Origin of the sequence: Paraburkholderia sp. SUR17 (assembly GCF_029536165.1) — a bacterium.
Lineage (GTDB): Bacteria > Pseudomonadota > Gammaproteobacteria > Burkholderiales > Burkholderiaceae > Paraburkholderia > Paraburkholderia kururiensis.
The window spans coordinates 994,106-1,020,241 of the sequence record NZ_CP120508.1 but is presented as its reverse complement, the minus strand read 5'-3'; the positions used below and the strand labels follow the sequence as shown (position 1 = coordinate 1,020,241).

The window sequence follows — 26,136 nt, the reverse complement described above, 5'->3', positions numbered from 1 at the left end:
GCACCCGGCGCCGGGGCCATTCATCGGCTGAAACAGAAGGACACGTGGCTCGACGCATCCGCAAGGCGCCACGTACCGGCCGCGCAGACGAGCCTTACCGCACCAGCCACCAGGCGGCGATGGCGCTACACTCCCGCTATCGGGCGCCCTGCACAGAGCGGGCACGGCCCGAACCCTCACAGAGCCACTTCGCGGTTGCCGCAGCGCGCCGCCCCTCAATACCGATGACCGACTCGACTCAAGACAGCGCGGCCGTCAGCACCTGGCTGCAAGGACTGCAGACGCAGATTGCCGACACGCTCGGCGCCTTCGACGGCAAGCCGTTCGCCACCGACGACTGGCAGCGCCCGCCCGGCGAACGCCTGCGCGGCGGCGGCCGCACGCGCATTCTCGAAGGCGGCGAGTTCTTCGAGCGCGGCGGCATCGGCTTTTCCGACGTCGCGGGCGACGCGCTGCCGCCGTCGGCAAGCGCTGCGCGTCCGCAGCTGGCCGGGCGCGGCTTCGAGGCGATGGGCGTTTCGCTCGTGCTGCACCCGCACAATCCGTACTGCCCCACCGTGCACATGAACGTGCGCATGCTGATCGCAACAAAGGCTGGCGAAGAGCCGGTGTTCTGGTTCGGCGGCGGCATGGACCTCACGCCCTACTACGGCTTCGAGGAAGACGCCGCGCACTTCCACCGCGTGTGCCGCGACGCGCTCGCGCCCCATGGCGACGACCTTTACCCGCGCTTCAAGCGCTGGTGCGACGAGTACTTCTTCCTCAAGCATCGCAACGAGCCGCGCGGCATTGGCGGCATCTTCTTCGACGATTACGCCGAAGGCGGCTTCGAGCGTTCGTTCGCCATGCTGAAAAGCGTGGGCGAGGCATTCCTGAAAGCCTACGTGCCGATCATCGAGAAACGCCGTGCGCTGCCCTTCGGCGAAGCCGAGCGGGCCTTCCAGGCGTACCGGCGCGGCCGCTACGTCGAGTTCAACCTCGTGTTCGACCGCGGCACGCTGTTCGGCCTGCAAAGCGGCGGACGCACGGAGTCGATCCTGATGTCGATGCCGCCTGTCGCCAGTTGGCGCTACGACTGGAAGCCGCAGCCGGGCACGCCGGAAGCGCGCCTTTACACCGACTTCCTGGTGCCCCGCGAATGGGTGTGACGCAGCAGCCGCTGCCGCGGCGCGTCGGCCTCCTGGGCGGCACGTTCGATCCGATTCACAACGGGCATCTTGCGCTTGCGAGGCGCTTTGCCGAACTGCTGCAACTCACGGAAGTGGTGCTGCTGCCGGCGGGACAGCCGTGGCAGAAGGCGGACGTGTCGGCGGCCGAACATCGCCTTGCGATGACGCGCGCCGCGGCCGGCTCGCTTGTGCTGCCCGGCGTCACCGTGACGGTGGCCACCGACGAGATCGATCACGGCGGCCCCACCTACACGGTGGACACGCTCGAACGCTGGCGCGCGCGCGAGGCGAAGCAAATCGGGGCGTCCGGGACGCCGGCCTCGCTTTCGCTGCTGATCGGCGCGGACCAGCTCGTGCATCTGGACTCCTGGCACGACTGGCGGCGTCTTTTCGACTACGCGCACGTCTGCGCGGAGACGCGGCCCGGCTTCGAACCGGCGTCCGCGGCACCGGCCGTTGCGGCCGAAATCGCGATGCGCAAGGCCGATGCGGCCACGCTGCGTGCCACGCCGCACGGCCATCTGCTGATCGACGCGGCGCTCGCGTTCGACGTATCGGCCACCGACATCCGCAAGCACCTGCGCGAACACCTCGCCCAGCACGCGGACGTCGGCGGCACAGCGGCCATGCCGGAGGCGAGCCTCGTGCCCGCCGAAGTCTGGACCTATATTCTTCAACATCATCTGTACCACGGGTAATCATGGACATCCGCAAACTGCAGCGCGCCATCATCGACGGTCTTGAAGACGTGAAAGCGCAAGACATCAAGGTGTTCAACACCACCCATCTGACCGGACTCTTCGATCGCGTGATCGTGGCGAGCGGCACGTCGAACCGGCAGACGAAAGCGCTCGCATCCAGCGTGCGCGAGAAGGTCAAGGAAGCGGGCGGCGAGATCATCAGCACCGAAGGCGAGGACATCGGCGAATGGGTGCTCGTGGACTGCGGCGACGCGGTGGTCCACATCATGCAGCCCGCGCTGCGCCAGTACTACAACCTCGAGGAAATCTGGGGCGACAAGCCGGTGCGCGTGAAGCTCACGGGCCGCGGCGGCTTCGGCGGTGCGCGCGCCGAAGAGCCGATGGAAGACGAGGACGAAGAAGACGAGGCGGCCGCGCCGGCACCGCGCAAGACACCGGCGCGCAAGAGCGCCGCGCGCCGCAGCTAAGGGCGGCGTAGCCGTCCTGCACGCTTCTTCCCCGCTCCCGCCTTGCTACCGTTGCGATGAAACTGCACATCGTTGCCGTCGGCCACAAGATGCCCGACTGGATAGCCGCGGGCTTCGACGAATACGCGAAGCGCATGCCGCCGGAACTGCGTATCGAACTGCGCGAACTGAAGCCGGAGCAGCGCGCGTCGGGCCGTTCCGCGGAGAGTGTGATGGCAGCCGAGCGGCAAAAGATCGAAGCGGCGCTGCCGAAGAACGCGCGCATCGTCGCCCTCGACGAACGCGGCAAGGACTGGACCACGATGCAGCTCGCCACCGCCCTGCCCGACTGGCAGCGCGACGGCCGCGACGTGGCCTTCCTGATCGGCGGTGCAGACGGGCTGGACCCGGCGCTCAAGGCCCGTGCCGATCTGCTGCTGCGCCTCTCGAGCCTCACGCTGCCGCACGCCATGGTGCGCGTGCTGCTCGCCGAGCAGCTCTACCGCGCCTGGACCATCACGCAGAATCACCCGTATCATCGCGCGTGAATGACGCGCTCGTCGGCGCGAACGCTCGGTGCGCGCTGGATGCCGATGAGCCGGATGCCGATGACTCGCGGTCGCTGCGTGACAGGGCGCTCGCCGGCGATGCTGCGGGTGGTGAAGTGGCTATGTAACACGCCCCACGCGACTCGCGCCCCATCCGAAGCGTCCGAATCAGCGGGCAACGTCGGCGTCAACCTCAGCCGCACGCACCGAACGCCCCCGCCTACTTCCCGGAATCTGTTCATGACCTCGCCGTCCACGTCACGCACGCCATCCACGCTTTCCACATCTGTCTGGCCCTTCGTCTATCTCGCCTCGCAAAGCCCGCGCCGCCAGGAACTGCTCCAGCAACTCGGCGTGCGTTTCGAACTGCTGTTGCCGCGTCCCGATGAAGACGCCGAAGCGCTCGAAGCCACGCTGCCGGACGAAGCCGCCGACGCCTACGTCGTGCGCGTCTGCGAAGCCAAGGCCGAGGCCGCCCGTCTGCGCCTCGAACGGGGCGGCCATGCCGCGGCGCCGGTCCTCGTTGCCGATACAACCGTCACGATCGACGGCGCGATTCTCGGCAAGCCCGCCGACGCCGACGACGCGCTCGCCATGCTCGCTCGCCTCGCCGGCCGCGAGCACGAAGTGCTCACCGCCGTGACCGTGATCGACGCAGGCGGTGCGTTGCTGCCCACGGCGCTCTCGCGCTCGCGCGTGCGCTTCGCCGCGTCGACGGCCGAGGCGCTGGCGCGCTACGTCTCGAGCGGCGAGCCGTTCGGCAAGGCCGGCGCGTACGGCATCCAGGGACGCGCCGCCGAGTTCATCGAGCATATCGAAGGGTCCTATTCGGGTATCATGGGTTTGCCGCTTTACGAAACCGCCGCGCTGTTGCGCACGGCGCGCCTCGATTTCTAGAACATCTAGAACAACACCATGAACGAAGAGATCCTGATCAACGTCACGCCGCAGGAGACGCGCGTTGCGCTGGTCCAGCAGGGCGCAGTGCAGGAGCTTCACGTCGAACGCACGCTGTCGCGCGGGCGCGTCGGCAACATCTATCTCGGCAAGGTGGTGCGCGTGCTGCCAGGCATGCAGTCCGCCTTCATCGACATCGGGCTTGAACGCGCCGCGTTCCTCCACGTCGCCGACATCTGGCATCCGCGCGTAGCGGGCGAGCCGCAGCAGCCCGTGCCGCATCAGCCCATCGAGAAGATCGTGTTCGAGGGGCAGACGTTGATGGTGCAGGTCGTCAAAGACCCCATCGGCACCAAGGGCGCGCGGCTTTCCACCCAGGTGAGCATTGCGGGCCGCACGCTGGTGTATCTGCCGCAGGAGCCGCACATCGGCATCTCGCAGAAGATCGAAAGCGAAGCGGAGCGCGAAGCGGTGCGCGCACGGCTCACCTCCGTGCTGCCCGCGGACGAGAAAGGCGGCTACATCGTGCGCACCATCGCCGAAGACGCCACGAGCGAGGAACTGGCCGGCGACGTCGCCTACCTGCGCAAAACGTGGGCGACCATTCTCGCGCAGGCGCAGCGCATGCCGGCCACGAGCCTGCTCTACCAGGACCTCAACCTCGCGCAGCGCGTGCTGCGCGACTTCGTGAACGACGGAACGACGCGCATCCAGGTGGACTCGCGCGAAACATTCCAGATGCTCACCGAGTTCGCCGCGGAATTCACGCCGGCGGTGTCGTCGAAACTCCATCACTACACGGGCGAGCGGCCGCTCTTCGACCTCTACAACATCGAGGCCGAAATCCAGCGGGCGCTGTCGCGGCGCGTGGACCTGAAGTCGGGCGGCTATCTCGTGATCGACCAGACCGAGGCGATGACGACGATCGACGTGAACACCGGCGGCTACGTCGGCGCGCGCAACTTCGACGACACGATCTTCAAGACGAACCTGGAAGCGGCGCACACCATCGCGCGGCAACTGCGCCTGCGCAACCTGGGCGGCGTGATCATCATCGACTTCATCGACATGGAAAACGCCGAGCATCGCGACGCCGTGCTCGGCGAACTCAAGAAGGCGCTCTCGCGCGACCGCACGCGCGTGACGGTCAACGGCTTCTCGCAGTTGGGGCTCGTGGAAATGACCCGCAAGCGCACGCGCGAATCGCTTGCGCACGTGCTGTGCGAGCCGTGCCCGGTATGCCAGGGCAAGGGCCAGGTGAAGACCTCGCGTACCGTCTGCTACGACGTGCTGCGCGAAATTCTGCGCGAGTCGCGCCAGTTCAATCCGCGCGAATTCCGCGTGGTGGCATCGCAGCAGGTGATCGACCTGTTCCTCGAAGAGGAGTCGCAGCATCTGGCGATGCTGATCGATTTCATCGGCAAGCCGGTGTCGCTACAGGTCGAATCGAATCTGAGTCAGGAGCAGTACGACATCGTGCTGATGTAAGCCGCGTCACGGCTCTACGCCTCCCGGCCCCACGCGAACGGCAGCCCATGCGCAATCTGTCGGCATAGCCGCTTCGCGGCTCTCCTGCGCGCGGCAGCAAAACGCGAGCCAAAAAACGCGAAACCAAAGCACGGCCCGAAAGCGCGAATCCAAAGCGCGAACCTGCGTCTCCCGCCCCATCGCCTAGAATCGAACTATCGGGTTGAACACTACGGAGGCTGCCATGGCTGAGTCGATGGTAAGCGTCGTTGTCGGGTTGCTGGTGCTGGCGCTGGTTGCCATCATGCTCACCTCGCGGTACCGGCACGATATTCACCGGGAGCGGATGCTGAGCCGCATGGATGGACACCGCTGGTGGGAACGCGAGCGGCATCGTCACTGAACAGTCGAATGCAGGTTGAACAGCGGTAATCGACGATGCAACGCACGGAGGCGATCATGTCCGACCTACCCCGCGCCCGCGAGGCCTGGCATCAGGCCGATTACGAGGGCTTCGAAATTCACGTGCGTCCCGTACCGGAAGACGTCCAGCAAGGGGCGCCCGGCACCGTGGCGCGGCCCGCGCGATACACCTATGAGGGCTACGTCTGCCATCCCGGCGCGGATCCGGCGCTGCCCGGACACACGGTGCCGTTCCACGCAGACGGCGAAGAGTGGTTCGCAAGCACCGATGATGCGCTGCACGAAGCCCTGCACGTGGGACGCAGCATCGTGGAAGGCTCGCATCCCGATCTTTCGGTGCTGGGCCTCGTGACGAGCGGGGTGTGAGGCGCTCATCCGCCGGCGGCCAGCGGCCAGGCCAGCACAAATTCGGCCAGCAGCGCGGCCGGCAGACGGGCGTCCTAGCTCAGCGCGCGCTTGATACGCGACTTCAACAGTGCGCGACTGAGCTTCGCGTGAGGCTGCGGTTCCTCCACCGCAACCGCGCCCTCGACGGGCTGACCGCGCCGCAGATAGAAGCGGTCGAAGGTCGCCTGGGTCATGCCCCATTTGTGCAGGAACTGGCGGCGTCCGTCGTTCTTGACGACCTTGCCGGTGCTCTTCTGCTGGAAGTGATAGACGAGACTGTCGCCCACGCCGAGGAAAATCCGGCATCCGGCGTCCCACAGCTTCATCGAGAAATCGTTGTCGCTGCTCATGCCCGGACTCAGCTCGCTGCTGTAACCGCCCACCTTGAACCACCAGTCACGATGAACGAGCGTCGGCGGCCACGTGGCGCCGCGCCAGTCGCCGCGCACGAGCGTGGGAGCGGCTTCCACCAGGGCGTGCGCGTCGAAGCTTGCGGCCTCGCGGCCGAAGTCGCGCACCACGACGCACGGATTGCCCGTATCGACAGGCTCGATCATCGTGCCCGAGAGCAGGAAAAGGTCGGACGGCATCTGCGCGATCCGGCGGGCAAGCGCCACGTCCCAGCCCGGGCAGCAATACATGTCGTCGTTCATGTAGACGACGTAGTCTTCTCTGGCGCGCGCCGCCGCAAGATTCACGGCATGGCAGATCCCGATGTTGGCGGGCGATGCGGTGTGCTCGATGCCCTGCTCCCGCACCCACGCCAGCGTGCCGTCCGACCCGTCGTTGACGTGGACGATGATCTGGTGCGCGTGAGCGGAATGCCGCCGCAGGCTTGCGACCACGAGTTGCAGGTAGGGCAGGTTGTTCCAGGTGGGGATGATGATGGAGAACATCGGGAGTGGGAATCCTTGTGTTGCGCCGCATCGGCGGCACGTGCCTCGCACTGAAGGTGCGATTGTACCCGTGCATACCGTCCCTTCTGTCCCTGGCGCTCGTACCCGCCGCCGCCAGTCGGTGCGGATTGCCCAGGCGCCGCGCTTTCCGCTCCACCGGCCCGCCCTAAGCGCTGTGGCCCGTAGAGGGCCGGTTATAATGCCGCTCGCCTTCGTATATCAAAATTGACGCCACGCCACCCGTCGATTCATCGCTCGCAAACCGGCTGGCGTGGCCGCCCTGATTCGTCCCTATGACTTTATCGCCTCGCCTTGTGCGGCTTGTCGGCGCCCTGCTGTTTCTCGCCCCCGCGGTGAATCTCGTCTGGCGTGGCGGCACTGGTTACTGCTTCTTCCTCCTCGTCGCGATCTCGCTGTACGTCGCGTTCGCCAACCGGCATTCCCGCGAGTACTTCGCGCCGCTGCGCAAGTACCCGTGGTACACGGCGAGCATGCTGGTGTTCACGCTCGCCATCGCGCTCCAGCAAGCGGTCGAACATTACTGGCTGCCTCGCCAGTTCGACGCCCTTTCGCGTTTCGCGCTGGCGCTGCCGCTGTTCCTCATGCTGTGTCGCATGCCGCCGCGGTATCTGCGCGCCGTGGGCTGGGGCTGCGTGGCGGGGGCACTCGCCGTTGCGGTGTGGGCCATCGTGGCGCGCCCGCCCGGCGGCTGGACCGACGCAACGCGCCTCAACAACTCTTACACGAACGCGATTCCGTTCGGCGACACCGCGCTGCTGCTCGCTTTCCTCTCCATTTTTACTTTCGGCTGGGACGCGCGGCGCGACTGGCGCACGCTTTCCATCAAGCTGCTCGCGCTCGTGGCCGGCGGGTTTGTCTCTTACCTTTCGGGGACGCGCGGCGGCTGGCTCGCCGTGCCGATCTTCGTCGTACTGCTCGGCGCGCAATACGGCTGGTTTGCCCACTGGAAGCGGCTCGCGATCGCCACGGTGGTGGTGGTGGCCTGTGCCGCGGCGCTGCTGTCGACGGAGCGCATGCGGCATCGCTTCGACGAAGCCACGACCGACGTCACACTCATGCAGCGCGGCAACGACGACACCTCAGTCGGCTTGCGGCTGCAACTCTGGCAGGCGTCACTGCGGATTTTCTCGCAGCACCCGGTCTACGGCGTGGGTAAAGGCCGGCTGGTCGATGCGCTCGGCGAGATGGCCAAACGCGGCGAAGTGAAGAGCGAGATCGTCAATGAACGCGCCCACAGCGACTTCTTCTCGACGCTCGCGGAGATGGGAACGGTCGGCGTGCTCTGCCTCGCGCTCTACTATTTCGGCACCCTGGTCTACTTCTGGCGTCATCGCCGCGCCGCAGACCCCACCATCCGGGCCGCCGCCCATGCGGGGCTCGCCGTGTCGTTCAGCACCATCATCTTCGGGCTCACCATCGACGTACTCGTGCCCATCATGGTGACGGTGCTCCTTGCGCTGCTCACGGCGACGCTGCTTGCCATGATCGAGGTGCGCGGCCGGGAGATTGCGTCGGGCAGCTGAAGCGGCCGGTGCCTGCCCTTCGCCCACCGCGGCTCAAACGGCTGACATCAGGCGATAAAGGGCGGCCACGTGCGCATCCACGCCCGGGTCGTAGACGAGGTTCTCCAGCGGACGTTCGAGACGCGCATGGCCTGCGCGCACCTGCTCGATGGCCGCCTGAATCGCGTGCTCGAAGCTGCCGGGCGTGGTGCGCGAGAACTCGATCTTCCCACCCTGCGCGACGGCTTCGGCCGACCCGACGTTATCCGCGATGACGAGCGGCGTGCCGCACATCACCGACTCCACGCCCACGAGGCCGAAGGGCTCGTAAGCCGACGCCACCACGGTGTAGTCCGCCGCCGCGAACAACGTCTCGATGTCGCGGCAGTAGCCCACGTAGCGAATCGTGTCGCTCGTGCGAGGCACCGGACGCCCCGCCACGGCAAGGCACACCGGCAATGTCGTCTGGGCAAAGAACGCTTCGAGCAGGTCATACCCTTTGCGTTCGTGGCTCGTGGACGAGAACACGAAAACCACGCGGTCTTCGGGCAAGCCGAAACGGCGCCGCGCCTCCATGCGCGCGTCGTTCGCGAGCGGCTTGAACCGGCCCGTATCGACGGGCGGATAGATCACCGAGATTTTCCCGGGCGCAATGCCATAGAACCGCTGCAACTCGCGGCCCATCAGTTTCGAGTGCGCCACGATCGCCCGCGCGTTCGTGTAGGTGCGTCGCTCCAGTTCGATCTGCCAGCGGTCGCTGCGCCGCTCGCTGCGTCCTGCCGCTTCCAGCGAGCCCGGGTGGGTGCCGCCGCACAACGCCACGTCGGCGAATGGCGAATGGTTGATCGCGAAGAGGCACTGCGGCCGGTGTTGCCGCAGCCGCCGCGCGAGCCGCCAGTTGAATGCCAGATTGCGCAGCTTGCGCGGCGCCCAGCGCACGTTGAGCGGCTGGGCGTCGATCCAGCGAGCTTCCTCCATCGCGCGGTCAATCTCGCGTGCGTAGAGCGTGGGCCGCAGCCCCATGCGATGAAAGCCCGCGATGATGTCACGCGTGTAACGCTCCGCTCCGCCGCTCGCTTTCAACGCCTGAGCCGTGAGCGCGATGTCGGTCAGCCGCAAGGAATCGTTGGGCGCATGCATCAGGGCATCGGCGCGGGGATCTGGCGAGGATTCAGGCAAGGACGGCATCTCGTTCGGGATGAATTGAATGGTCACGCGAGCGCGTGGAAGCGCCGCGGCGAACCAGCGCGATTGTAATGGAACCGCGAGACGCTCGACCCAGTAGAATCTGCCGGTTCGCCTTTCGACACCCGCTTATGAACACACCTGAGGCATCGCCCGCCGCCCCCGCAGACGCCGGCACGACAGCATCCGCTGCGCGACCGCTTGTCTCCGTCCTGCTGATCGCCTACAACCAGGAACGCGTGATTGCCGATGCCGTGCGCAGCGTGCTGGCGCAGACCTGGCGGCCGATCGAGATCATCATTTCCGACGACTGCTCGCGCGACGGGACGTACGCCGCCATCGAAGCGACGGTGCGCGACTACACCGGCCCGCATCGCGTCATCACGCGCCGCAATACGGTCAACGAAGGCATCAGCGCGCACCTTTCGCGCCTCGCCGGCATGGCTCACGGCGAACTACTGTTCGTTGCCGCCGGCGACGATCTTTCGGCCCCCGACCGCTGCGAGCGCGTCGTGCAGTTCTGGCTTGCGCACGGCCGCCAACCGGACCTGATCGCAACGGATCTCACGAGCATCGACGACGCCGGCGATACGCACGGGCGCGTCACGCCCGACGATCTCGGCCGCTACCGCATCGACGACTGGTTCGAGAAGCGGCCCTTCCTGGTGGGCGCGGCACACACGTGGTCGCGTCGTCTTTTCGAGCGCTTCGGCCCGATGCAGCCGGGCACGGCCGCCGAGGACCAGATCATGACGTTCCGCGCCATCGCCACGGGCGGCGCCATGAGTTTGCATGAGCCGCTCGTGCGCTACCGGCGCGGCGGCCTTTCGGGCAAGCGGCGCTACCGCTCGGTGGCAGAGATGCTCGCGCGCGTGCAGCAAAGCAACCGCTTCGCGCTATCGGAGGCGGCGCAGTTGCAGCGAGATGCGGAGGTGGCGGGTCTTGGCGACCGGATGCGGCGCACGCTCGCGCCGAAGATCGCCCGTGAACAGTTCATCCGCGCGATGTTCGAGGCGCGGGGTACCGGCGAGCGTCTTGCGCTCGTCTTTGGTCAACGGGACGTCAAGTGGGGGCTCAGGATCAGGATGTTCCTCCACACCACCTGCCCCGCCGTCTACGCGCCGCTCCTCTGGGCCAAGCGCACCTTCAGAAAGGGATAGCGCGAAGCCAGCTCAGACGCGGGACAGTCCGGCGGCAGTACGTCCGCCGCGCCGGCGGCCGGCGTCCATGCCGAAGCGCAGCACGCTGAGCCGCAGGCGTCGCAGCATCTTGAGGGAACGCAGGAAGGTCTCGCCGGTGTGCGTATTTGTGACGAACCACAACGCGCCCGCCATGTTCGCAAGGCCCCGCGAAAGCGCGGCCATGTCGGCCTGAGCGCGCGGCGGCAGTTCATCGCCGAAACGGAAGGCGAATGCCTGCAACTGCGCCGCCACGCCATTGATCTGCCGGCGGCGGCCGCGCTCGCGCCGCTCGGCCGATGAGAGCGCCGCGAGAGCCGGGTCGCGTACGGCCTGGCAGCTGCCCGTGGCGGCTGCCCCCACCGCGTTGCCCCCATGCTGCCGGTACTTCAGATGCGGCTTCGCAATATGCACGATCTCGCCGAACGCAGCCGCCACCATCGCCAGCCACCAGTCGTGCATCACGACCTGTGGCGGCATCGGCAACGCGCGTTCGACCGCAGCCCGATTCAGCAGCATCGAGCAGCCGGGAATGTGGTTGCTCAGAAGGAAGTCGCGCAGCCGCGCGGCGTTGGCCGACTTCGTCGTGATGTGAAACAGCGACCTGGACAGGCAGGCAAGACGCGCATCGACCAGTTCGATGTCGCAGAAGGCCAGCGCGGGGGTGCCGGCGCCACGCCGCGCGGCCACGGCCTGCAGCGCCGCAACGGCGTCGGCGATCTTCTCCGGCGCCCAGACGTCGTCCTGGTCGGCTAGCGTGATGAACTCGCCTTCGCAACCGGCCATCGCCCGTTCGAAGTTGCGCGCAATGCCCACGCGCTCGCCGGCCGCCACGACCCGGATGCGAAGCGGGCCGCGGTAGGACTGGAGCAGATCGGGGGTTCCGTCGGTGGAGTCGTCGTCGGAGACGACGACTTCGAGATTCGGCCAGGTCTGGGCTTCGAGGGAGGCCAGGAACTCGGGCAAATGCAGCGTGCCGTTATAGGTTGCGAGCGCGACTGAAACGAGCGGAAAGCGTGTGTGAGCGAGCATGCCGGGAAGCCGCGGCGTCTCGCGCCGCATCGTTGCACAGACCAGCGCGCAGCATGAGGGACAGATTCGAAAATTGCAACAATTCGTTACAATTCGGGCGATCAATTGTGGCGTCGGCGCACTTGCGGGCGGCGGAGAGGCCCGGCGGGAACACCACCCCCTGCCCTACGCCGCCGCCTGCTGAAACTGGATCCGGTGCAGATGCGCGTAAAGCCCGCCCTGTGCCAGCAATTGCTGATGGCTGCCGCGCTCGACGATGCGCCCTGCTTCCATCACGAGAATCCGGTCGGCGCGCTCGATGGTGGAAAGCCGGTGCGCGATCACGAGCGTCGTGCGCCCGCGCATCAGCGTTTCCAGCGCGGCCTGTACGTGGCGCTCCGATTCGGAGTCCAGCGCCGAGGTCGCTTCGTCCAGAATCAGGATCGGCGCGTCCTTGTAGATGGCCCGCGCGATGGCGAGGCGCTGCCGCTGTCCGCCCGACAGCCGCATGCCGTTGTCGCCCACGAGCGTATCGATGCCGTCCGGCATCGCCGTGACGGTGTCCCACAGGTTCGCCGCCTTCAGTGCCGCGGCCACGCGCTCGCGGTCGGGGGTCTCGCCGTAGGCCACGTTGCTCGCGATCGTGTCGTTGAAGAGCGTCACGTCCTGGCTCACCATCGCGATCTGGCTGCGCAGTCCGTGCACGTTGTAGTCGGGCAGCGCGACGCCGTCCACGAGAATCTCGCCGCCCGTCGGGTCGAAGAAGCGCGGCAGCAGGTTCACGAGCGTGGTCTTGCCGCTCCCCGACGGCCCTGCGAGCGCCACCATCTCGCCCGGCGCCACCTTGAACGACACGCGGTCGAGCGTGGGCTGACCGGCGAGGCCATAGGTGAACGACACGTCGCGAAACTCGACCTCGCCGGTCGCGCGTTCGAGCGGCAGCCCGCCGCCTTCGGGCTCGGGCGGCTCGTCGATCAGACCGAAGATCAGCTCGGCCGCGGTCATGCCGCGTTGCAGCGGCTGGTTCACGTCCATCAGATGCTTGAGCGGCGAAATGATCAGCAGCATCGACGTGACGAACGCGACGAAGCCTCCCACCGTGGTCTGGTCGTGCGACGACTGCACCACGGCGATCGTGATGACGACCGCGAGCGCAATGGACGACAGGAACTGCGTGAGCGGCTGCGCGAGCCCGCCCGAGATGGTCATCCGCATCGAGTAGCCGCGCAGCCGGCGGCTCAGCGCGTTGAAGCGGTCGGTCTCGTATCGCTCGCCGTTGTGGACCTTCACGACCTTGTAGCCGCCCACGGTCTCTTCGACGATGTACGACAGTTCGTTGGTGAGCGCCTGGTGCTCGCGGTTCAGGCGACGCAGGCGCCGGTTGATCTTGCCCACCAGCCAGCCGATGCCCGGCAGCAGCACGGCCACGATCAGCGTCAGGCGCCAGTTGAGATAGAACAGGTACGCGAGCAGGAACAGCACGGTGAGCGAGTCGCGCACGAGCGTCACCATCACGCTCACCAGCACGTTGAGGATCTGGTTGACCTCGAACACGATGGCATTGATGACGGTGCTCGCGGTTTCGCGCTGGAAGAATGCGACGCTCGTATGGATCATCCGGTCGAACATCTTCATGCGCAGTTCGAGCAGGACGCGGTTCGACACGTACTGCAGCAGGTAGCCGGACGCATACTGCGAGACGCCGCGCACGAACGCGAGGCCGATCACGGCAGCCGGGACGTACCACTTCGCGCTGGGGCTGCCCTTGGCGCCGAAGCCGTGGTCGAGCAGCGGCTTCAAGAGCGCGGGGATGCCGGCGTCGGTGGCCGAGCTGACGGCCATGGCCGCGATGCCGGCAATCAACACCCACCACAACGGCTTCAGGTACGGCAGCAACCGCCGCAACACGACGACGGGCGAAGAAGCGTCGCCGGAACCGCCTATGGGCTTGCTTAACGTGGGCTTCGCGCTCAAGAGTTCCTCGGGAAATACGGACAAACAGGCGTCCGGGGCAGTTGCGCCGCGGACCGATCGGAAAGATCAGCATTGTAAACCGCCGGCCACGGGGCACCGCACAGCAGTGCCGATACATTCGCTTGCACGCGTTCTGTTCGCGTTCTGTTCGCGTTTTGCGCGCGTTTTGCGCGCGTTTCGTGCGCATTGCGGCATCAGGGTTCAACCGTGCCGACGGCTCGGCCGCGCGCGCTGTGTATACTTTCGCGAGCTTTTCCGACGCCTTCTCCACTCACCTCTACCGCCCGCTACTCACGCATGAACCCGCCTACGCTCGGCGTCGCCATCATCACCCGCAATGCCGCCGCGCGGCTCGCCGAGTGCCTTGCCTCCGTGGCCTTCGCCGAAGAGATCGTCGTGGTGGACAGCGGCAGCACCGATACCACGCTCGAGATCGCCCGCGCCCACGGCGCCCGCATCATCGAGCACCTCGACTGGCCCGGCTTCGGCCCACAGAAGAACCGCGCGCTCGATGCGCTTGCCACGACCTGGGTGCTTTCCATCGACGCCGACGAGATCGTCTCGCCGCAACTGGCCGACTCGATACGCGCCGCAATCGCAAAGCCGCGCGCGGACGTCTACGAAATCGACCGGCTGTCGAGCTTCTGCGGCCAGTGGGTGCGCCACAGCGGCTGGTATCCGGACTGGATTCCGCGCCTGTTCCGGCGCAGCGCGGCGCGCTTTTCCGGCGACCTCGTACACGAGCGGCTAGTCTTCGAAGGACCGACGCAACGGCTCGACGGCCGGCTACTGCACTACTCGTATGAAGACTTCGAGAGCGTGCTGCGCAAGCTCGACGCCTACTCCAGCGCCGGCGCTGCCCAGCGGCACGCGGCGGGGCAGCGCGGCAGCTTCGGCAAGGCGGTGGCGCGCGGCCTGTGGGCCTTCGTGCGTACCTGGATTCTGCGGCGAGGGTTCCTCGACGGCCGCGCGGGTTTCATGATCGCCGTCTTCAATGCGGAAACGGTCTACTACCGCTTCCTCAAGCTCGCCCATCTGGACGAAGCGGGCCGCCGGCCCGCCCCGCAGGACGCCGGCAAGTCCGTTCAATAAACGATTTCGATCGAGCTTCCCGCGAACTCGCCGCGCAACGCCGAGAGCAGTTCGTCGGTGGGCTTCACGCGCCACGCGTCGCCTAAGCGCACTTCGCCTTCGGCGTTGTCGCTGCGATAGACGATCTGCACCGCGAGGCCGTTGGGAATCGGCGCCGGTGCTGCGCGGGAGTGGCCGCCACCGTTGCCTCCATAGCCCCCGCCGTTTGCCCCATTGCGGCCATACCCGCCGTTGCCGCCTCGGCCAGCCTGCGCCGATGCGGATGCCGGCGCAGCCGCGGCCTGCGCCTCGTCGGCACGGGCGCAATGCACCTCCAGCACGCGGCGCAGCGCAAGCGCGTCAGCGTTGCCGTTCATCTGTACCTTCACCGCCTGGGCATAGCGGCTGCGCGCGCGCTCGAGGTCCATCACCGTCTCCGCCGTGAAGCGGATGCCGCCCGTGAACGCGTCGTTGCGCGCCTGGCCCTGCACGACGAGCAGTTCGTCTTCCTTGAACAGGTGCTTGTGCGCTTCGAACTGTTCGTTGAAAACGGTCACTTCGCACTGGCCTGTGCCGTCGTCCACGAGTGCGATCAGCATCTTGCCCCGCTGCGTCATCTGCGTGCGCAGTGACGCGATCACGCCCGCAATCAGCCGGTCGCGGCCCTCCTTCAGTTCGCCGATCTTGAGCCGCACGAAGCGGCGCACCTCGTCCTTGTAGGCATCGAAGAGGTGGCCCGAGAGATAGAAGCCCAGCGCGCCCTTCTCTTCCTGAAGCTTGCGCTTTTCGGGCCACGCGGGCTCGTCCACGAGTTCGTGGCCTTGCGAGGGCGCGTCGCCCATGTCGAAGAGGCCGGCCTGCAAGGCGTTCGCGGCGGCCTGCTCGGCCGCCTCCATGGCGAGCGGCACCGACGCGATGAGCTGCGCGCGATTGGCGTGCAGCGCGTCGAACGCGCCGGCGCGGATCATGGCTTCGACGGTGCGGCGGTTGACGATGCGGCGATCCACGCGCGCGCAGAAATCGAACAGGTCCGTGAAGGGACCGTCTTCGCGCGCCCGCAGAATTTCCTCGATCGCGTTCTGGCCGCTGCCCTTGATGGCGCCAAGGCCGTAGCGGATGGTCTTCGCGCGCTTGCCGTCGGGCTCGCCCACCGGCTCGAAGCGATAGGCCGAACGGTTGACGTCGGGCGGCAGCACCGTCATGCCGTTGGCGATGCAGTCTTCGAACAGGATCTTGACCTTGTCCGTGTCGTCCATCGCGAGCGACATGTTGGCCGCCATGAATTCGGCGGGATGGTGCGCCTTCAGCCACGCGGTGTAGTACGCGAGCAGCGCGTAGGCCGCGGCGTGCGACTTGTTGAAGCCGTAGCCCGCGAACTTCTCCATCAAGTCGAAGATTTCGTCGGACTTCGCGCGCGAGAGACCGTTCTTCGCCGCGCCCTCGGCGAAGATTTCGCGGTGCTGTGCCATCTCTTCGGGCTTCTTCTTGCCCATCGCGCGGCGCAGCAGGTCGGCGCCACCGAGCGAGTAGCCGCCGATGATCTGCGCCATCTGCATCACCTGCTCCTGATAGACCATGATCCCGTAGGTCTCTTTCAGGACGGGCTCGACGCGCGGGTCCGGGTACTCCACCATCTCGCGGCCGTGCTTGCGCGCGCAGAAGCTGGGGATCAGGTCCATCGGGCCGGGACGGTACAGCGCCACGAGCGCGATGATGTCCTCGAAGCGGTCGGGCTGGGCGTCTTTCAGCATGCCTTGCATGCCGCGGCTTTCCAGCTGGAACACGGCAACCGTGTTGGCCTTCTTGAGGATCGAGAACGACGCCGGGTCGTCGAGCGGCACCTGCGCGAGCGACCAGTTCTCCTTCGACGGATCGAGCCGGCGAATGTAGCGTTCCGCCCAGTCGAGAATGGTCAGCGTCGTGAGACCCAGAAAGTCGAACTTCACGAGGCCGACGGCTTCCACGTCGTCCTTGTCGTACTGGCTCACCACGCCGCTTTCGTCGCCCTGCGTGTAGAGCGGACAGAAGTCGGTGAGCTTGCCGGGCGCAATCAGCACGCCGCCCGCGTGCATGCCGACGTTACGCGTCAAGCCTTCCACGCGCTGCGCGAGTTCGAGCAACTGGCGTACTTCGTCTTCGTTGTCGTTGCGCTCCTGCAGCAGCGGCTCTTCCTTCATCGCGTCGGCAATCGTGACGTGCTTGCCGGGCTTGAACGGAATGAGCTTCGCCACGCCGTCCGTGAAGTTGTAGCCGAGGTCGAGCACGCGGCCGATGTCGCGCACCGCCGCCTTCGCCGCCATGGTGCCGAAGGTGGCGATCTGCGAGACGGCGTCCGCGCCGTACTTTTCCTTCACGTACTGGATCACGCGGTCGCGGCCGTGCTGACAGAAGTCGATGTCGAAGTCGGGCATCGACACGCGTTCCGGATTCAGGAAGCGTTCGAACAGCAGGTTGTAGCGCAGCGGATCGAGGTCGGTAATACCGAGCGCGTAAGCGACGAGCGAACCCGCGCCCGAGCCCCGGCCCGGCCCCACCGGCACGCCGTTGTTCTTGGCCCAGTTGATGAAGTCCGCAACGATCAGGAAGTAGCCCGGAAAGCCCATCTTGATGATGGTTCCGCACTCGAAGTCGAGGCGCTGGTAGTAGCGCTCGCGTTCCTGCTCGCGCTCGGCCTCGTTTGGATAGAGCTGCACGAGGCGCTTTTCGAGCCCTTCTTTCGAGAGCTGCACGAGGTAGTCGTCGAGCGAGAGGCCATCCGGCGTCGGAAAGAGCGGCAGCTTGGGCTTGCCGAGTTCGAGCGTGAGATTGCAGCGCTTCGCGATTTCAACGGTGTTGGCGAGCGCGGACGGAATGTCGGCGAAGAGCTTCGCCATCTCGTCCTGGGTGCGAAAGTACTGCTCGGTGGTGAAGCGTTTCGGGCGACGCGGATTGGCGAGGATGTCGCCTTCCGAAATACAGACGCGCGCCTCGTGTGCCGTGAAGTCGTCGGGCGTCATGAACTGCACGGCGTGCGTGGCGACCACCGGCAGCTTCAGTTGCGCCGCGATCGTCACCGCCTGTTGCACATAGGCTTCCGCGCCGGGATGGCCGCCACGTTGCAACTCGATGTAGAACCCGTTCGGAAAGACCTTGGCCCAACGCTCGGCATGGCGCTTCGCCGCTTCCTCGTTGCCGGCGGCAAGCGCAAGACCGATGTCGCCGTGCTGCGCGCCCGACAGCGCAAGCAGCCCTTCGGCAAGCTCGCCTTCGAGCCACGCCGCATCCACTTCGGCGCGGCCGCGGTACTGGTTCGTGAGCCACGCTTTCGTGAGCAGCTCGCAGAGATTCAGGTAACCGCGCCGGTCCTTCACGAGCAGCAAAAGACGCGAAGGCTTGTCGCGGTCGTCCGGATTCATGATCCAGACGTCGCAGCCGGCAATGGGTTTGACCCCTTTGCCGCGGGCTTCCTTGTAGAAACGAACGAGACCGAATGCGTTGCCGAGATCGGTGAGCGCGAGTGCGCCCTGACCGTCTTTGGCCGCCGCCGCGACGATGTCGTCGAGGCGCACGATGCCGTCGGCAATCGAGAATTCCGAGTGGACGCGGAGGTGAACGAAGCGGGGATCTGACATGCGCGACATTGTACAACCGGGCGCCTGCGGCCTTCGGCTAATTTGGGACGGAGAGAGAGGCGAAAAGCTGCGTGGCGGACAGGCCTCACGAGGTGCTCCCGGGGCATCCAGGCCGATGCAGAAGAGCCCCTTCGCAGTTGAGGGATAATAGCGGTTTGCGCCCGCGCCGCTTGCGTCCGGCGGCTGTAACGCCGTCGCGGCAACCTCGCCGCCGCACCGCTGCGCAGGCCTGTCTTATCGCAGAACGCCATGTCCATCCTGAATCTCGCTTCCTACTACTTCGTCACGCTCGACAAGACCGCCGAATGGCGCCCGCTCATGCTCGAACGCTGCAAGGCGCTCGACCTGCGCGGCACCATCCTGCTCGCGCCCGAAGGCATCAACCTGTTCGTCGCCGGCACGCCCGACAACGCCCGCGCGTTCATGGATTACCTGCGCCACGACCCGCTCTTCGAAGGCAAGTTCACGAGCCTGCAGTTCAAGGAAAGCTTCTCGGAGGACCGGCCGTTCAACCGCATGCTCGTGCGCCTCAAGCGCGAGATCATCACGATGAAGAAGCCCGCGATCCAGCCCGAGCTGGGCCGCGCGCCCGCCGTGGACGCCCGTACGTTGAAGGCATGGCTCGACCGCGGCCACGACGACGAAGGCCGCCCGGTCGTGATGCTCGACACGCGCAACGCGTTCGAAGTGGACGTGGGCACGTTCGACGACGCGCTCGACTACCGCATCGCGAAGTTCAGCGAATTCCCCGCCGTGATCGAGGCGCATCGCGCGGACCTGGAAGGCAAGACGGTGGTGTCGTTCTGCACGGGCGGCATCCGCTGCGAGAAGGCGGCCATCCACATGAAGGAAGCGGGCATCGAGCATGTCTATCAGCTCGAAGGCGGCATTCTCAAGTACTTCGAGGAAGTGGGCGGCGCGCACTATCACGGCGCCTGCTTCGTGTTCGACCATCGCACGGCGCTCGACCCCGCGCTCAAGCCCGCCGACATCGCGCAATGCTTCGCGTGCCGCGCCGTGGTGAGCGCCGAGGACCAGCGCTCGCCGCTCTATACGCCGGGCAAGAGCTGTCCCGCATGCCATCCGGCGCGTGCCAACGGCGGCGCTCAAGCCGGGGCGCACACGGCGGCGACTGCCGGTGAGCGTTCGCAGGCTGCTTGAGCCTATCGAGCCAGCCGAGCCCGTCTAGCCGGTCGAGTCCGTTAAGCCGCCAAGCCCCTTCCGCGCGTTGAGCACCCGCCCACAACCCACCACAGCGGCCCGCACCATGGCCTACCGCGGCCGCTTCGCCCCGTCGCCCACCGGACCGCTCCACTTCGGCTCGCTCGTGGCAGCACTCGCGAGCTGGGCGGATGCGCGTGCGCACGGCGGCGCCTGGCTCGTGCGCATCGAAGACGTGGACGGGCCGCGCACCGTGCCGGGCGCGGCCGATGACATCCTCGACACGCTCGCGCAATTCGGCATGCGTGCCGACGAACCGCCCGTCTGGCAAAGCCAGCGCACGGCGCGCTACCAACAGGCGTTCGATCAGTTGCAGGCCGCGGGCCTCGTCTACCCGTGCGGCTGCACGCGCAAGGAAATTGCCGACTCGCAGCTGCATGCCCACACGCGTCACACCACGCTGATCTACCCGGGCACCTGCCGCCAAGGTTTGCACGGCAAGACGCCGCGCGCGTGGCGCCTGCGTGTGCCGGACGGCGCACCCAGCGTGGTGAATGAAAAAAACATGGCGGACGACCCCGCCGTGATCTCGTTCGTGGACCGCTGGCAAGGGCTGCAAACGCAGAATCTGGCGACGGAAGTCGGCGACTTCGTGCTGCTGCGCGCGGACGGGCAATGGGCGTATCAGCTCGCGGTGGTGGTGGACGACGCCGACGCGGGCATCACGCACATCGTGCGCGGCGCCGACCTGCTCGACTCCACCGCGCGGCAGATCTACCTGCAGCGGTGCCTGGGCGTGCCGACGCCCGCGTATCTGCACGTGCCGGTCGTCACGAACGACGAGGGCGAAAAGCTCAGCAAGCAGACCGGCGCCACCGCGCTGGACGCAAGCCGGCCGCTCGACGCGCTGCACGCGGCGGCAAACCATCTGGGACTGGATCTGGACGAGACGCGCTATGCATCGACAGCGGCGTTTCTGGCCGGCGCCACGGCAGCGTGGGCGCGGCTGATGAAGATCTCGTGACGGCTCGGGCCGGCCGCGCCGCATGTGGCGGCGGGTAAACGGCAGGTAAGCGGCGGGGAGACAGCGCGGCAGTCAGGCCACGGTAAATGAATCCGGCAGAACCCCGGCAAGCCCGGAAAAATCAGGCTCGCCTTATCTATCTCAGGACCTCAGGACGAAGAACCCTTGCGCGCCATGCCGAAGCCGCCCAGCAGCGCGGCGAGCGGCTGCTTCGACGCGCTCTTCTGCGGCGCCGGGGCCGGCTTCTCTTCGGGCTGGCTCGCAGAGGCCGGCGGCTCGTAAGGCTTGAGGAAAAAGTCGTCGACGGGCGCCGCCTGCCGATGGTGCGGCCTGTCGAACGACGCGGTACGCCGATGCCCCGTCCGTTCGCCGCGGCCATCGCGCTCGCGCCGGCCGCCGCGTTCCTCATGATGCGCAACCGGCACGTCCACGGTCAGACGCTGCACCTCGATGGGCCGCTTGATGAGCTTTTCGATGTCGGCCAGCTGCTTGCGCTCGTTCGGGCTGCACAGCGACAGGGCATCGCCCGACGCGCCCGCGCGGCCCGTGCGGCCGATGCGGTGTACGTAGTCTTCGGCGTTGAACGGCAGGTCAAAGTTGATTACGGCCGGCAGTTCCGCGATGTCGAGCCCCCGCGCCGCGACGTCCGTGGCCACGAGCGCTTCAATCTCGCCGCGCTTGAAGGCGTCGAGCGCCTGCATGCGCTCGCTCTGCGTGCGATCGCCGTGAATGGCCGTGGCCACCACGCCGCTGCGCTCCAACTGGCGCGCAAGGCGGCTCGCGCCGATCTTGCTGTTGCAGAACACGATCACCTGCTTGAGGCCGCGCTCGCGGATCAGCTGGACCACCGCGCCCGTCTTGTCGCCCTCGGCGACCTCGTAGACGATCTGCGTGACGTTCGTGGCCGTCGAATTGCTGCGCGCCACCTCGATGGTCTGCGGGTTGCGCAGGTAAGTGGCCGCCAACTTCTTGATTTCGGGCGAGAACGTGGCGGAGAAGAGCAGCGTCTGGCGCTCCTTCGGCAGCAGGTTCAGGATGCGCTGCAGGTCCGGCAGGAAGCCCATGTCGAGCATGCGGTCGGCTTCGTCGAGCACGAGCATCTGCACCTGGCCCAGGTTGGCGGTTTTCTGCTGCACGTGGTCGAGCAGGCGCCCGGGCGTCGCGATCAGGATTTCCACGCCGCGCCGCAGCTCGGCCGACTGCGGATTCATGTCCACGCCGCCGAACACCACGGCGCTGCGCAGCGGCGTGTGCTGGGCGTAGGCGCGCACGTTGGCGGCCACCTGGTCGGCGAGTTCGCGGGTGGGCGTGAGGATCAGCGCGCGCACCGGATGGCGCGCCGGCGACGCGCTCGTGCTGGCCGACGGCAGCAGCCGCTGGATGATGGGCAGCGAAAAGCTGGCGGTCTTGCCGGTGCCGGTCTGCGCCGCGCCCATGACGTCCCGCCCGGCGAGCACGACCGGAATCGCCTGCGCCTGGATGGGCGTGGGTGTCGTGTAGCCCTGGTCGGCAATCGCCTTGAGGATGTCGGGCGCAAGGCCGAACTGGTCGAAGGTCGAGGTGCTGGGCTGGACAGCTGTGTCGGACATGGTGGCTTTCGCTAAAAAGGCGCCCCCTTTGGGCGCGCGGCGGCCGCTCGGGCCTCGGCCGCTACATGGCGGCATGAAGCCGCTCGAAGCATCGGAATGAAGGTGGAACCGTTCGCTGCCGCGAAATTCCCGCGCGGGCCAATCAGGCATGAATCGGATGTGAAGCGCGCATGCGTGGCCCGAAAGCTCCGGGCGGCGGCCTTTCTGCGGAGCCTGAGGCTCCGGGGCCCCGGGATCCCGGCAGGCACGCTCAAAGGCCGACATTGTAGCACCGCAGCGCGCGTGCCACCGCCTGGCCGGATGGCCAAGGGAGGCCGCTGTGGCGGCGGGCGCGGCGCCGGCCCACGGTCGTCGCGCCGAGCCGTCCGCCTACGGCTCGGGGTGCCCCGTGTGCACCCGGACGGCGCCCATGCCGCAATCACCGCGCGCTCGCCACCCACTTGCCATACTCTTGCCGCCCTCTCCAGCGCTCACCGCTCTCGCCGCCCTTACCACGTCTCGCGCATCACCATCAGCCGCAGTTCGGTCATGTCTTCGATGGCATAGCGCACGCCTTCGCGGCCAAGGCCCGAGTCCTTCACCCCGCCATACGGCATGTTGTCGACGCGAAACGACGGCACGTCGTTGATCACCACGCCGCCCACTTCGAGCGCGTCCCACGCGCGGTGAGCATGGGCGAGCGAATCGGTGAACACGCCGGCCTGCAGACCGAAATCGCTGTCGTTCACGGTATCCAGCGCCTCGCCGAAGTCCTGGAAGCGCTCCAGAATCGCGACCGGCCCGAACGCCTCCTTGCGGTAGAGGTCGCTTGCGCGCGCCACGTTCTCGAGCAGCGTCGCCTCGAACATCGCGCCGTCCACGCCCCCGCCCGCCACGATCTTCGCGCCGCCCTTCACGGCCGCGTCCATCCAGCCCGCGAGGCGCCGCGCCTCGGATTCCGAGATCATCGGCCCGACGAAGGTCTGCTCGTCCTTCGGGTCGCCCATCTTGAGCGACTTCGTCTTCGCGATCAGCTTCTCGCGCAGCGCGTCGTAAATCGCCTCGTGCGCGAGGATGCGCTGCACGCCGATGCAGCTCTGGCCGGACTGGTAGAACGCGCCGAAAGCGAGCCGCTCAACGACGTAGTCGAGCTTGTCGCGCTGGTCGGCATCCACGATGGCCGCCGCGTTGCCACCCAGCTCCAGGATCACCTTCTTCTTGCCCGCCCGGCGCTTGAGGTCCCAACCCACCGCGGGCGAGCCCGTGAACGAGAGCAGGCGGAAACGCTCGTCGGTCGTGAAGAGATCCGCGCCGTCGCGATGCGCAGGCAGGATCGAAAACGTGCCTTTCGGCAGATCCGTTTCAGCCAGCACTTCGCCGATGATGAGCGCGCCCACCGGCGTGCGGCTCGCGGGCTTGAGCACGAACGGCACGCCTGCGGCAAGCGCGGGCGCCACCTTGTGCGCGGCGAGATTCAGCGGAAAGTTGAACGGCGAAATGAACGAGCACGGACCGATCGGCACGCGCTTCACGTAGCCGCGGTAGCCCTTCGCGCGCGGCGAGATTTCGAGGTTCACGATCTCGCCGTCGATACGCACCGACTCTTCGGCAGCCACCTTGAAGGTATCGATGAGCCGCGTCACTTCGCCGCGCGAGTCGTTGATCGGCTTGCCGGCCTCGATGCACAACGCCATCGCGAGTTCGTCGAAGCGCTCGCGAAAACGCTTCGCGCAATGTTCGAGCACCGCCTGGCGCTTGAACGGCGCATACGCGCGCAGCGCGGGCATCGCGGCGACGGCGGCGCCGATGGCCGCGTCGATCGCCTTCGCGTCCGCGAGCGCGACGCGCGTGGCGACTTCGCCGCTGTATTTGTCGGTGACTTCGAGGTCGGTGTTGGCCGCCACCGCCTCGTTGGCGAGGTAATACGGATAAGCCGGTTTCAGCATGGTCGATGTCTCCTTGACGCCTGGGTTGAAGGAGCAGCGTGGGGATTCCCCCACGCCTTGATCTGCACCTAGATCTGTGCCGACAGCCGCTTGATCTCGCGGTTCAGCACGCGCTCGTTGTCCGAGTAGTCGATCGGCACGTCGATTACGTGCACGCCCGGCGCCGCAAAGCACTCGCGCACGAGCGGCGCGAGTTCGTCCGCGGATGCGATGCGATGGCCGAGCGCGCCGTAGCTCTTCGCGTACTCGACGAAATCGGGGTTGTGCAGCGTCATGCCGTAGTCGGGGAAATTCATGTTCTCCTGCTTCCAGCGGATCATCCCGAACGCGTCGTCGCGCAGGATCAGCACGACGAGGTCGAGCTTCAGCCGCACCGCCGTTTCGAGTTCCTGCGAATTCATCATGAAGCCGCCGTCGCCGCACACGGCCATCACGTTGCGTTCGGGGTGGACGATCTTCGTCGCGATGGCCGAGGGCAGCCCCGCGCCCATCGACGCGAGCGCGTTGTCGAGCAGGAGCGAATTCGGTTCGTGCGCGCGGTAGTAGCGCGCAAACCAGATCTTGTACATGCCGTTGTCGAGACAGATGATGCCGTCCACCGGCATCGTCTCGTAGACGTCGTGCACCACGCGCACCGGGTACATCGGGAAGCGCTCGTCGTGCTGGCCGCGCGCGAGGTGTTCCTCGAAGTGCTGCTTGATCTCGGCAAAGCGCGCGAAGTCCCACTGCGGCTCGCCGCGTTCCAGCCGCGCCTTCAGGTTCTCCTTCATCTGCCACAGCGTGTTGGCGATGTCGCCCACCACCTCGATCTGCGGGAAATACACCGGGTCAACTTCGGCGCCGAGGAAGTTCACGTGGATCACCGTCTTCTCGCCCGCGTCCACGCTGCGCATGAAGAACGGCGGCTTCTCGATCACGTCGTGCCCGACGTTGATGATGCAGTCGGCGTGATCGATTGCGCGGTGCACGAAGTCGCCGTCCGAGAGCGTGGCGTTGCCGAGCCACAGCGGATGCGATTCGTCGATCACGCCCTTGCCCATCTGCGTCGTGAAAAACGGAATGCCGATCTGGTCGACGAACTCGCGCAACTGCTTGCGCGTGGTCTTGCGATTGCCCCCCGCGCCGATCATCAGCAGCGGATGACGCGCCTGCGCAATGGCGCTCACCGCATGCGACACCGCTTTTTCCTCGGCAACCGGGCGGCGGCTGAAGCTCTTCGGAATGGGCTTGCCGTCGCCTTCCTCGTCGGCCACGTCTTCAGGCAGCTCGAGATGCACGGCGCCCGGACGTTCTTCCTCGGCGCGCCGGAACGCTTCGCGCACGAGCGCCGGAATATTGCCGATGGAAACGATCTGCCGCGTGTATTTGGTGAGCGGCTCCATCATGCGCACCACGTCGACGATCTGGAAATGCCCCTGCTTGCTAGTCTTGATCGGCTTCTGGCCCGTGACCATCAGCATGGGCATGCCGCCCAGCTGGGCGTACGCGGCCGCGGTCACGAAGTTCGTGGCCCCGGGCCCGAGCGTCGCGAGACACACGCCCGTGCGGCCGGTGAGGCGCCCGTAAGTGGCCGCCATGAAGCCTGCGGCCTGCTCGTGGCGCGTCACGACGAGCCTGATTTTCGAGCGGCGCAGCGATTCGAGCAGGTCGAGGTTTTCCTCGCCGGGAATGCCGAACACGTACTCGACGCCTTCTGCTTCCAGTGCCTTGACGAACAGATCCGATGCTTTCATGGGGAGTCTCGCGTCAGTGACGGCGCGTTCGCCCGCAGGAGGCAGCAGTCCACGTGCCCATGCCCGCGCCGGGAGTCCGCAACCGGACGATCGAAAAAGGAGAAAACCGTGTAGCGCCGCGTGCCGATGCGGGTTGGCATCGGCACGCGGCGCGTCACAGATTACTACCGGGCGGGAAATGGTGCGCGTTGGGCGGCAAGGTGGGCTTCCTGGCGGT

The 26,136-nt window shown here is 66.7% G+C and carries 21 protein-coding genes; 13 read left to right on the top strand and 8 right to left on the bottom strand.

The window, feature by feature from the left end; all coding sequences use genetic code 11:
• Positions 1-224 precede the first annotated feature (224 nt).
• The 8 genes from hemF to P2869_RS04535 all read left to right on the top strand — a co-directional run bounded on the left by hemF (position 225) and on the right by P2869_RS04535 (position 6,017).
• Positions 225-1,148 carry an oxygen-dependent coproporphyrinogen oxidase gene (gene hemF / locus P2869_RS04570; protein ID WP_277598052.1) on the top strand — a complete coding sequence of 308 codons (924 nt, stop codon included), beginning with the start codon at positions 225-227 and terminating at the stop codon, positions 1,146-1,148.
• The gene (locus P2869_RS04565; RefSeq protein WP_277597597.1) at positions 1,139-1,867 is read left to right on the top strand and encodes a nicotinate-nucleotide adenylyltransferase; all 729 of its coding nucleotides are present in this window, start codon (positions 1,139-1,141) and stop codon (positions 1,865-1,867) included. The genes hemF and P2869_RS04565 overlap by 10 nt, the downstream gene beginning before the upstream one ends.
• 2 nt (positions 1,868-1,869) lie before the next feature.
• A complete protein-coding gene (gene rsfS, locus P2869_RS04560) occupies positions 1,870-2,337 on the top strand; it encodes a ribosome silencing factor (protein ID WP_126878487.1) in 468 nt (155 codons plus the stop codon).
• Between the two features lie 56 nt (positions 2,338-2,393).
• Positions 2,394-2,864, top strand: coding sequence for a 23S rRNA (pseudouridine(1915)-N(3))-methyltransferase RlmH (gene rlmH, locus P2869_RS04555; protein ID WP_017774360.1), 471 nt, complete (start codon positions 2,394-2,396; stop codon positions 2,862-2,864).
• A 240-nt stretch (positions 2,865-3,104) separates the two neighbouring features.
• A complete protein-coding gene (locus P2869_RS04550) occupies positions 3,105-3,761 on the top strand; it encodes a Maf family protein (protein WP_277597596.1) in 657 nt (218 codons plus the stop codon).
• Positions 3,762-3,779: 18 nt separating this feature from the next.
• Positions 3,780-5,249, top strand: coding sequence for a ribonuclease G (gene rng, locus P2869_RS04545; protein ID WP_277597595.1), 1,470 nt, complete (start codon positions 3,780-3,782; stop codon positions 5,247-5,249).
• 223 nt (positions 5,250-5,472) lie between these two features.
• On the top strand, positions 5,473-5,631 hold the full coding sequence (locus P2869_RS04540; RefSeq protein WP_017774357.1) for a hypothetical protein: 159 nt from the start codon (positions 5,473-5,475) through the stop codon (positions 5,629-5,631).
• Positions 5,632-5,687: 56 nt separating this feature from the next.
• Positions 5,688-6,017, top strand: a complete 330-nt coding sequence (locus P2869_RS04535) for a hypothetical protein (protein ID WP_277597594.1) — start codon at positions 5,688-5,690, stop codon at positions 6,015-6,017.
• A gap of 74 nt (positions 6,018-6,091) precedes the next feature.
• Here the strand turns inward: P2869_RS04535 and P2869_RS04530 are convergent, their stop codons facing one another.
• Positions 6,092-6,934, bottom strand: a complete 843-nt coding sequence (locus tag P2869_RS04530; RefSeq protein WP_277597593.1) for a glycosyltransferase family 2 protein — start codon at positions 6,932-6,934, stop codon at positions 6,092-6,094.
• A gap of 293 nt (positions 6,935-7,227) precedes the next feature.
• Between P2869_RS04530 and P2869_RS04525 the strand changes: the two genes are divergently transcribed.
• Positions 7,228-8,478: an O-antigen ligase family protein gene (locus P2869_RS04525; protein WP_277597592.1), complete on the top strand. Its 1,251-nt coding sequence runs from the start codon at positions 7,228-7,230 to the stop codon at positions 8,476-8,478.
• A gap of 33 nt (positions 8,479-8,511) precedes the next feature.
• On the opposite strand, the gene P2869_RS04520 is transcribed toward P2869_RS04525, so the two are convergent.
• A complete protein-coding gene (locus P2869_RS04520; protein ID WP_277597591.1) occupies positions 8,512-9,597 on the bottom strand; it encodes a glycosyltransferase in 1,086 nt (361 codons plus the stop codon).
• Between the two features lie 176 nt (positions 9,598-9,773).
• Here P2869_RS04520 and P2869_RS04515 point away from each other — a divergent pair, with 176 nt between their 5' ends.
• On the top strand, positions 9,774-10,802 hold the full coding sequence (locus tag P2869_RS04515) for a glycosyltransferase (protein WP_277597590.1): 1,029 nt from the start codon (positions 9,774-9,776) through the stop codon (positions 10,800-10,802).
• A 12-nt stretch (positions 10,803-10,814) separates the two neighbouring features.
• Here the strand turns inward: P2869_RS04515 and P2869_RS04510 are convergent, their stop codons facing one another.
• Positions 10,815-11,852, bottom strand: coding sequence for a glycosyltransferase family 2 protein (locus P2869_RS04510; RefSeq protein WP_277597589.1), 1,038 nt, complete (start codon positions 11,850-11,852; stop codon positions 10,815-10,817).
• A gap of 165 nt (positions 11,853-12,017) precedes the next feature.
• Positions 12,018-13,805 (bottom strand): lipid A export permease/ATP-binding protein MsbA, encoded by a 1,788-nt coding sequence (gene msbA, locus P2869_RS04505; RefSeq protein WP_017774350.1) that lies wholly within the window; start codon positions 13,803-13,805, stop codon positions 12,018-12,020.
• A gap of 297 nt (positions 13,806-14,102) precedes the next feature.
• Between msbA and P2869_RS04500 the strand changes: the two genes are divergently transcribed.
• Complete coding sequence (locus tag P2869_RS04500; protein ID WP_277597588.1) at positions 14,103-14,897, top strand: glycosyltransferase family 2 protein; 795 nt, start codon at positions 14,103-14,105, stop codon at positions 14,895-14,897.
• On the opposite strand, the gene dnaE is transcribed toward P2869_RS04500, so the two are convergent.
• Positions 14,891-18,496, bottom strand: coding sequence for a DNA polymerase III subunit alpha (dnaE, locus tag P2869_RS04495; RefSeq protein WP_277597587.1), 3,606 nt, complete (start codon positions 18,494-18,496; stop codon positions 14,891-14,893). The genes P2869_RS04500 and dnaE overlap by 7 nt on opposite strands.
• Positions 18,497-18,736: 240 nt before the next feature.
• Between dnaE and P2869_RS04490 the strand changes: the two genes are divergently transcribed.
• Both P2869_RS04490 and gluQRS read left to right on the top strand, forming a co-directional pair.
• The gene (locus P2869_RS04490; protein WP_017774347.1) at positions 18,737-19,648 is read left to right on the top strand and encodes a sulfurtransferase; all 912 of its coding nucleotides are present in this window, start codon (positions 18,737-18,739) and stop codon (positions 19,646-19,648) included.
• 106 nt (positions 19,649-19,754) lie between these two features.
• A complete protein-coding gene (gene gluQRS, locus P2869_RS04485; protein ID WP_277597586.1) occupies positions 19,755-20,672 on the top strand; it encodes a tRNA glutamyl-Q(34) synthetase GluQRS in 918 nt (305 codons plus the stop codon).
• 149 nt (positions 20,673-20,821) lie between these two features.
• Here the strand turns inward: gluQRS and P2869_RS04480 are convergent, their stop codons facing one another.
• The 3 genes from P2869_RS04480 to P2869_RS04470 all read right to left on the bottom strand — a co-directional run bounded on the left by P2869_RS04480 (position 20,822) and on the right by P2869_RS04470 (position 25,919).
• The gene (locus P2869_RS04480; protein WP_277597585.1) at positions 20,822-22,261 is read right to left on the bottom strand and encodes a DEAD/DEAH box helicase; all 1,440 of its coding nucleotides are present in this window, start codon (positions 22,259-22,261) and stop codon (positions 20,822-20,824) included.
• 488 nt (positions 22,262-22,749) lie between these two features.
• Positions 22,750-24,186, bottom strand: a complete 1,437-nt coding sequence (locus P2869_RS04475) for an aldehyde dehydrogenase family protein (protein WP_277597584.1) — start codon at positions 24,184-24,186, stop codon at positions 22,750-22,752.
• Positions 24,187-24,254: 68 nt separating this feature from the next.
• Positions 24,255-25,919 (bottom strand): acetolactate synthase large subunit, encoded by a 1,665-nt coding sequence (locus P2869_RS04470; protein ID WP_277597583.1) that lies wholly within the window; start codon positions 25,917-25,919, stop codon positions 24,255-24,257.
• Positions 25,920-26,136: the final 217 nt, after the last annotated feature.

Excerpts from the sequence above, each read along its gene's own strand:
- P2869_RS04510 (WP_277597589.1), bottom strand. The coding sequence starts at position 11,852 with ATGCTCGCTCACACACGCTTTCCGCTCGTTTCAGTCGCGCTCGCAACC.
- hemF (WP_277598052.1), top strand. The coding sequence starts at position 225 with ATGACCGACTCGACTCAAGACAGCGCGGCCGTCAGCACCTGGCTGCAA.
- P2869_RS04565 (WP_277597597.1), top strand. The coding sequence starts at position 1,139 with ATGGGTGTGACGCAGCAGCCGCTGCCGCGGCGCGTCGGCCTCCTGGGC.
- P2869_RS04535 (WP_277597594.1), top strand. The coding sequence starts at position 5,688 with ATGTCCGACCTACCCCGCGCCCGCGAGGCCTGGCATCAGGCCGATTAC.
- P2869_RS04525 (WP_277597592.1), top strand. The coding sequence starts at position 7,228 with ATGACTTTATCGCCTCGCCTTGTGCGGCTTGTCGGCGCCCTGCTGTTT.
- P2869_RS04540 (WP_017774357.1), top strand. The coding sequence starts at position 5,473 with ATGGCTGAGTCGATGGTAAGCGTCGTTGTCGGGTTGCTGGTGCTGGCG.
- P2869_RS04475 (WP_277597584.1), bottom strand. The coding sequence starts at position 24,186 with ATGCTGAAACCGGCTTATCCGTATTACCTCGCCAACGAGGCGGTGGCG.
- rsfS (WP_126878487.1), top strand. The coding sequence starts at position 1,870 with ATGGACATCCGCAAACTGCAGCGCGCCATCATCGACGGTCTTGAAGAC.
- P2869_RS04480 (WP_277597585.1), bottom strand. The coding sequence starts at position 22,261 with ATGTCCGACACAGCTGTCCAGCCCAGCACCTCGACCTTCGACCAGTTC.
- P2869_RS04500 (WP_277597588.1), top strand. The coding sequence starts at position 14,103 with ATGAACCCGCCTACGCTCGGCGTCGCCATCATCACCCGCAATGCCGCC.
- P2869_RS04490 (WP_017774347.1), top strand. The coding sequence starts at position 18,737 with ATGTCCATCCTGAATCTCGCTTCCTACTACTTCGTCACGCTCGACAAG.
- rlmH (WP_017774360.1), top strand. The coding sequence starts at position 2,394 with ATGAAACTGCACATCGTTGCCGTCGGCCACAAGATGCCCGACTGGATA.
- P2869_RS04520 (WP_277597591.1), bottom strand. The coding sequence starts at position 9,597 with ATGCATGCGCCCAACGATTCCTTGCGGCTGACCGACATCGCGCTCACG.
- P2869_RS04550 (WP_277597596.1), top strand. The coding sequence starts at position 3,105 with ATGACCTCGCCGTCCACGTCACGCACGCCATCCACGCTTTCCACATCT.
- rng (WP_277597595.1), top strand. The coding sequence starts at position 3,780 with ATGAACGAAGAGATCCTGATCAACGTCACGCCGCAGGAGACGCGCGTT.
- gluQRS (WP_277597586.1), top strand. The coding sequence starts at position 19,755 with ATGGCCTACCGCGGCCGCTTCGCCCCGTCGCCCACCGGACCGCTCCAC.
- P2869_RS04470 (WP_277597583.1), bottom strand. The coding sequence starts at position 25,919 with ATGAAAGCATCGGATCTGTTCGTCAAGGCACTGGAAGCAGAAGGCGTC.
- P2869_RS04530 (WP_277597593.1), bottom strand. The coding sequence starts at position 6,934 with ATGTTCTCCATCATCATCCCCACCTGGAACAACCTGCCCTACCTGCAA.
- dnaE (WP_277597587.1), bottom strand. The coding sequence starts at position 18,496 with ATGTCGCGCATGTCAGATCCCCGCTTCGTTCACCTCCGCGTCCACTCG.
- P2869_RS04515 (WP_277597590.1), top strand. The coding sequence starts at position 9,774 with ATGAACACACCTGAGGCATCGCCCGCCGCCCCCGCAGACGCCGGCACG.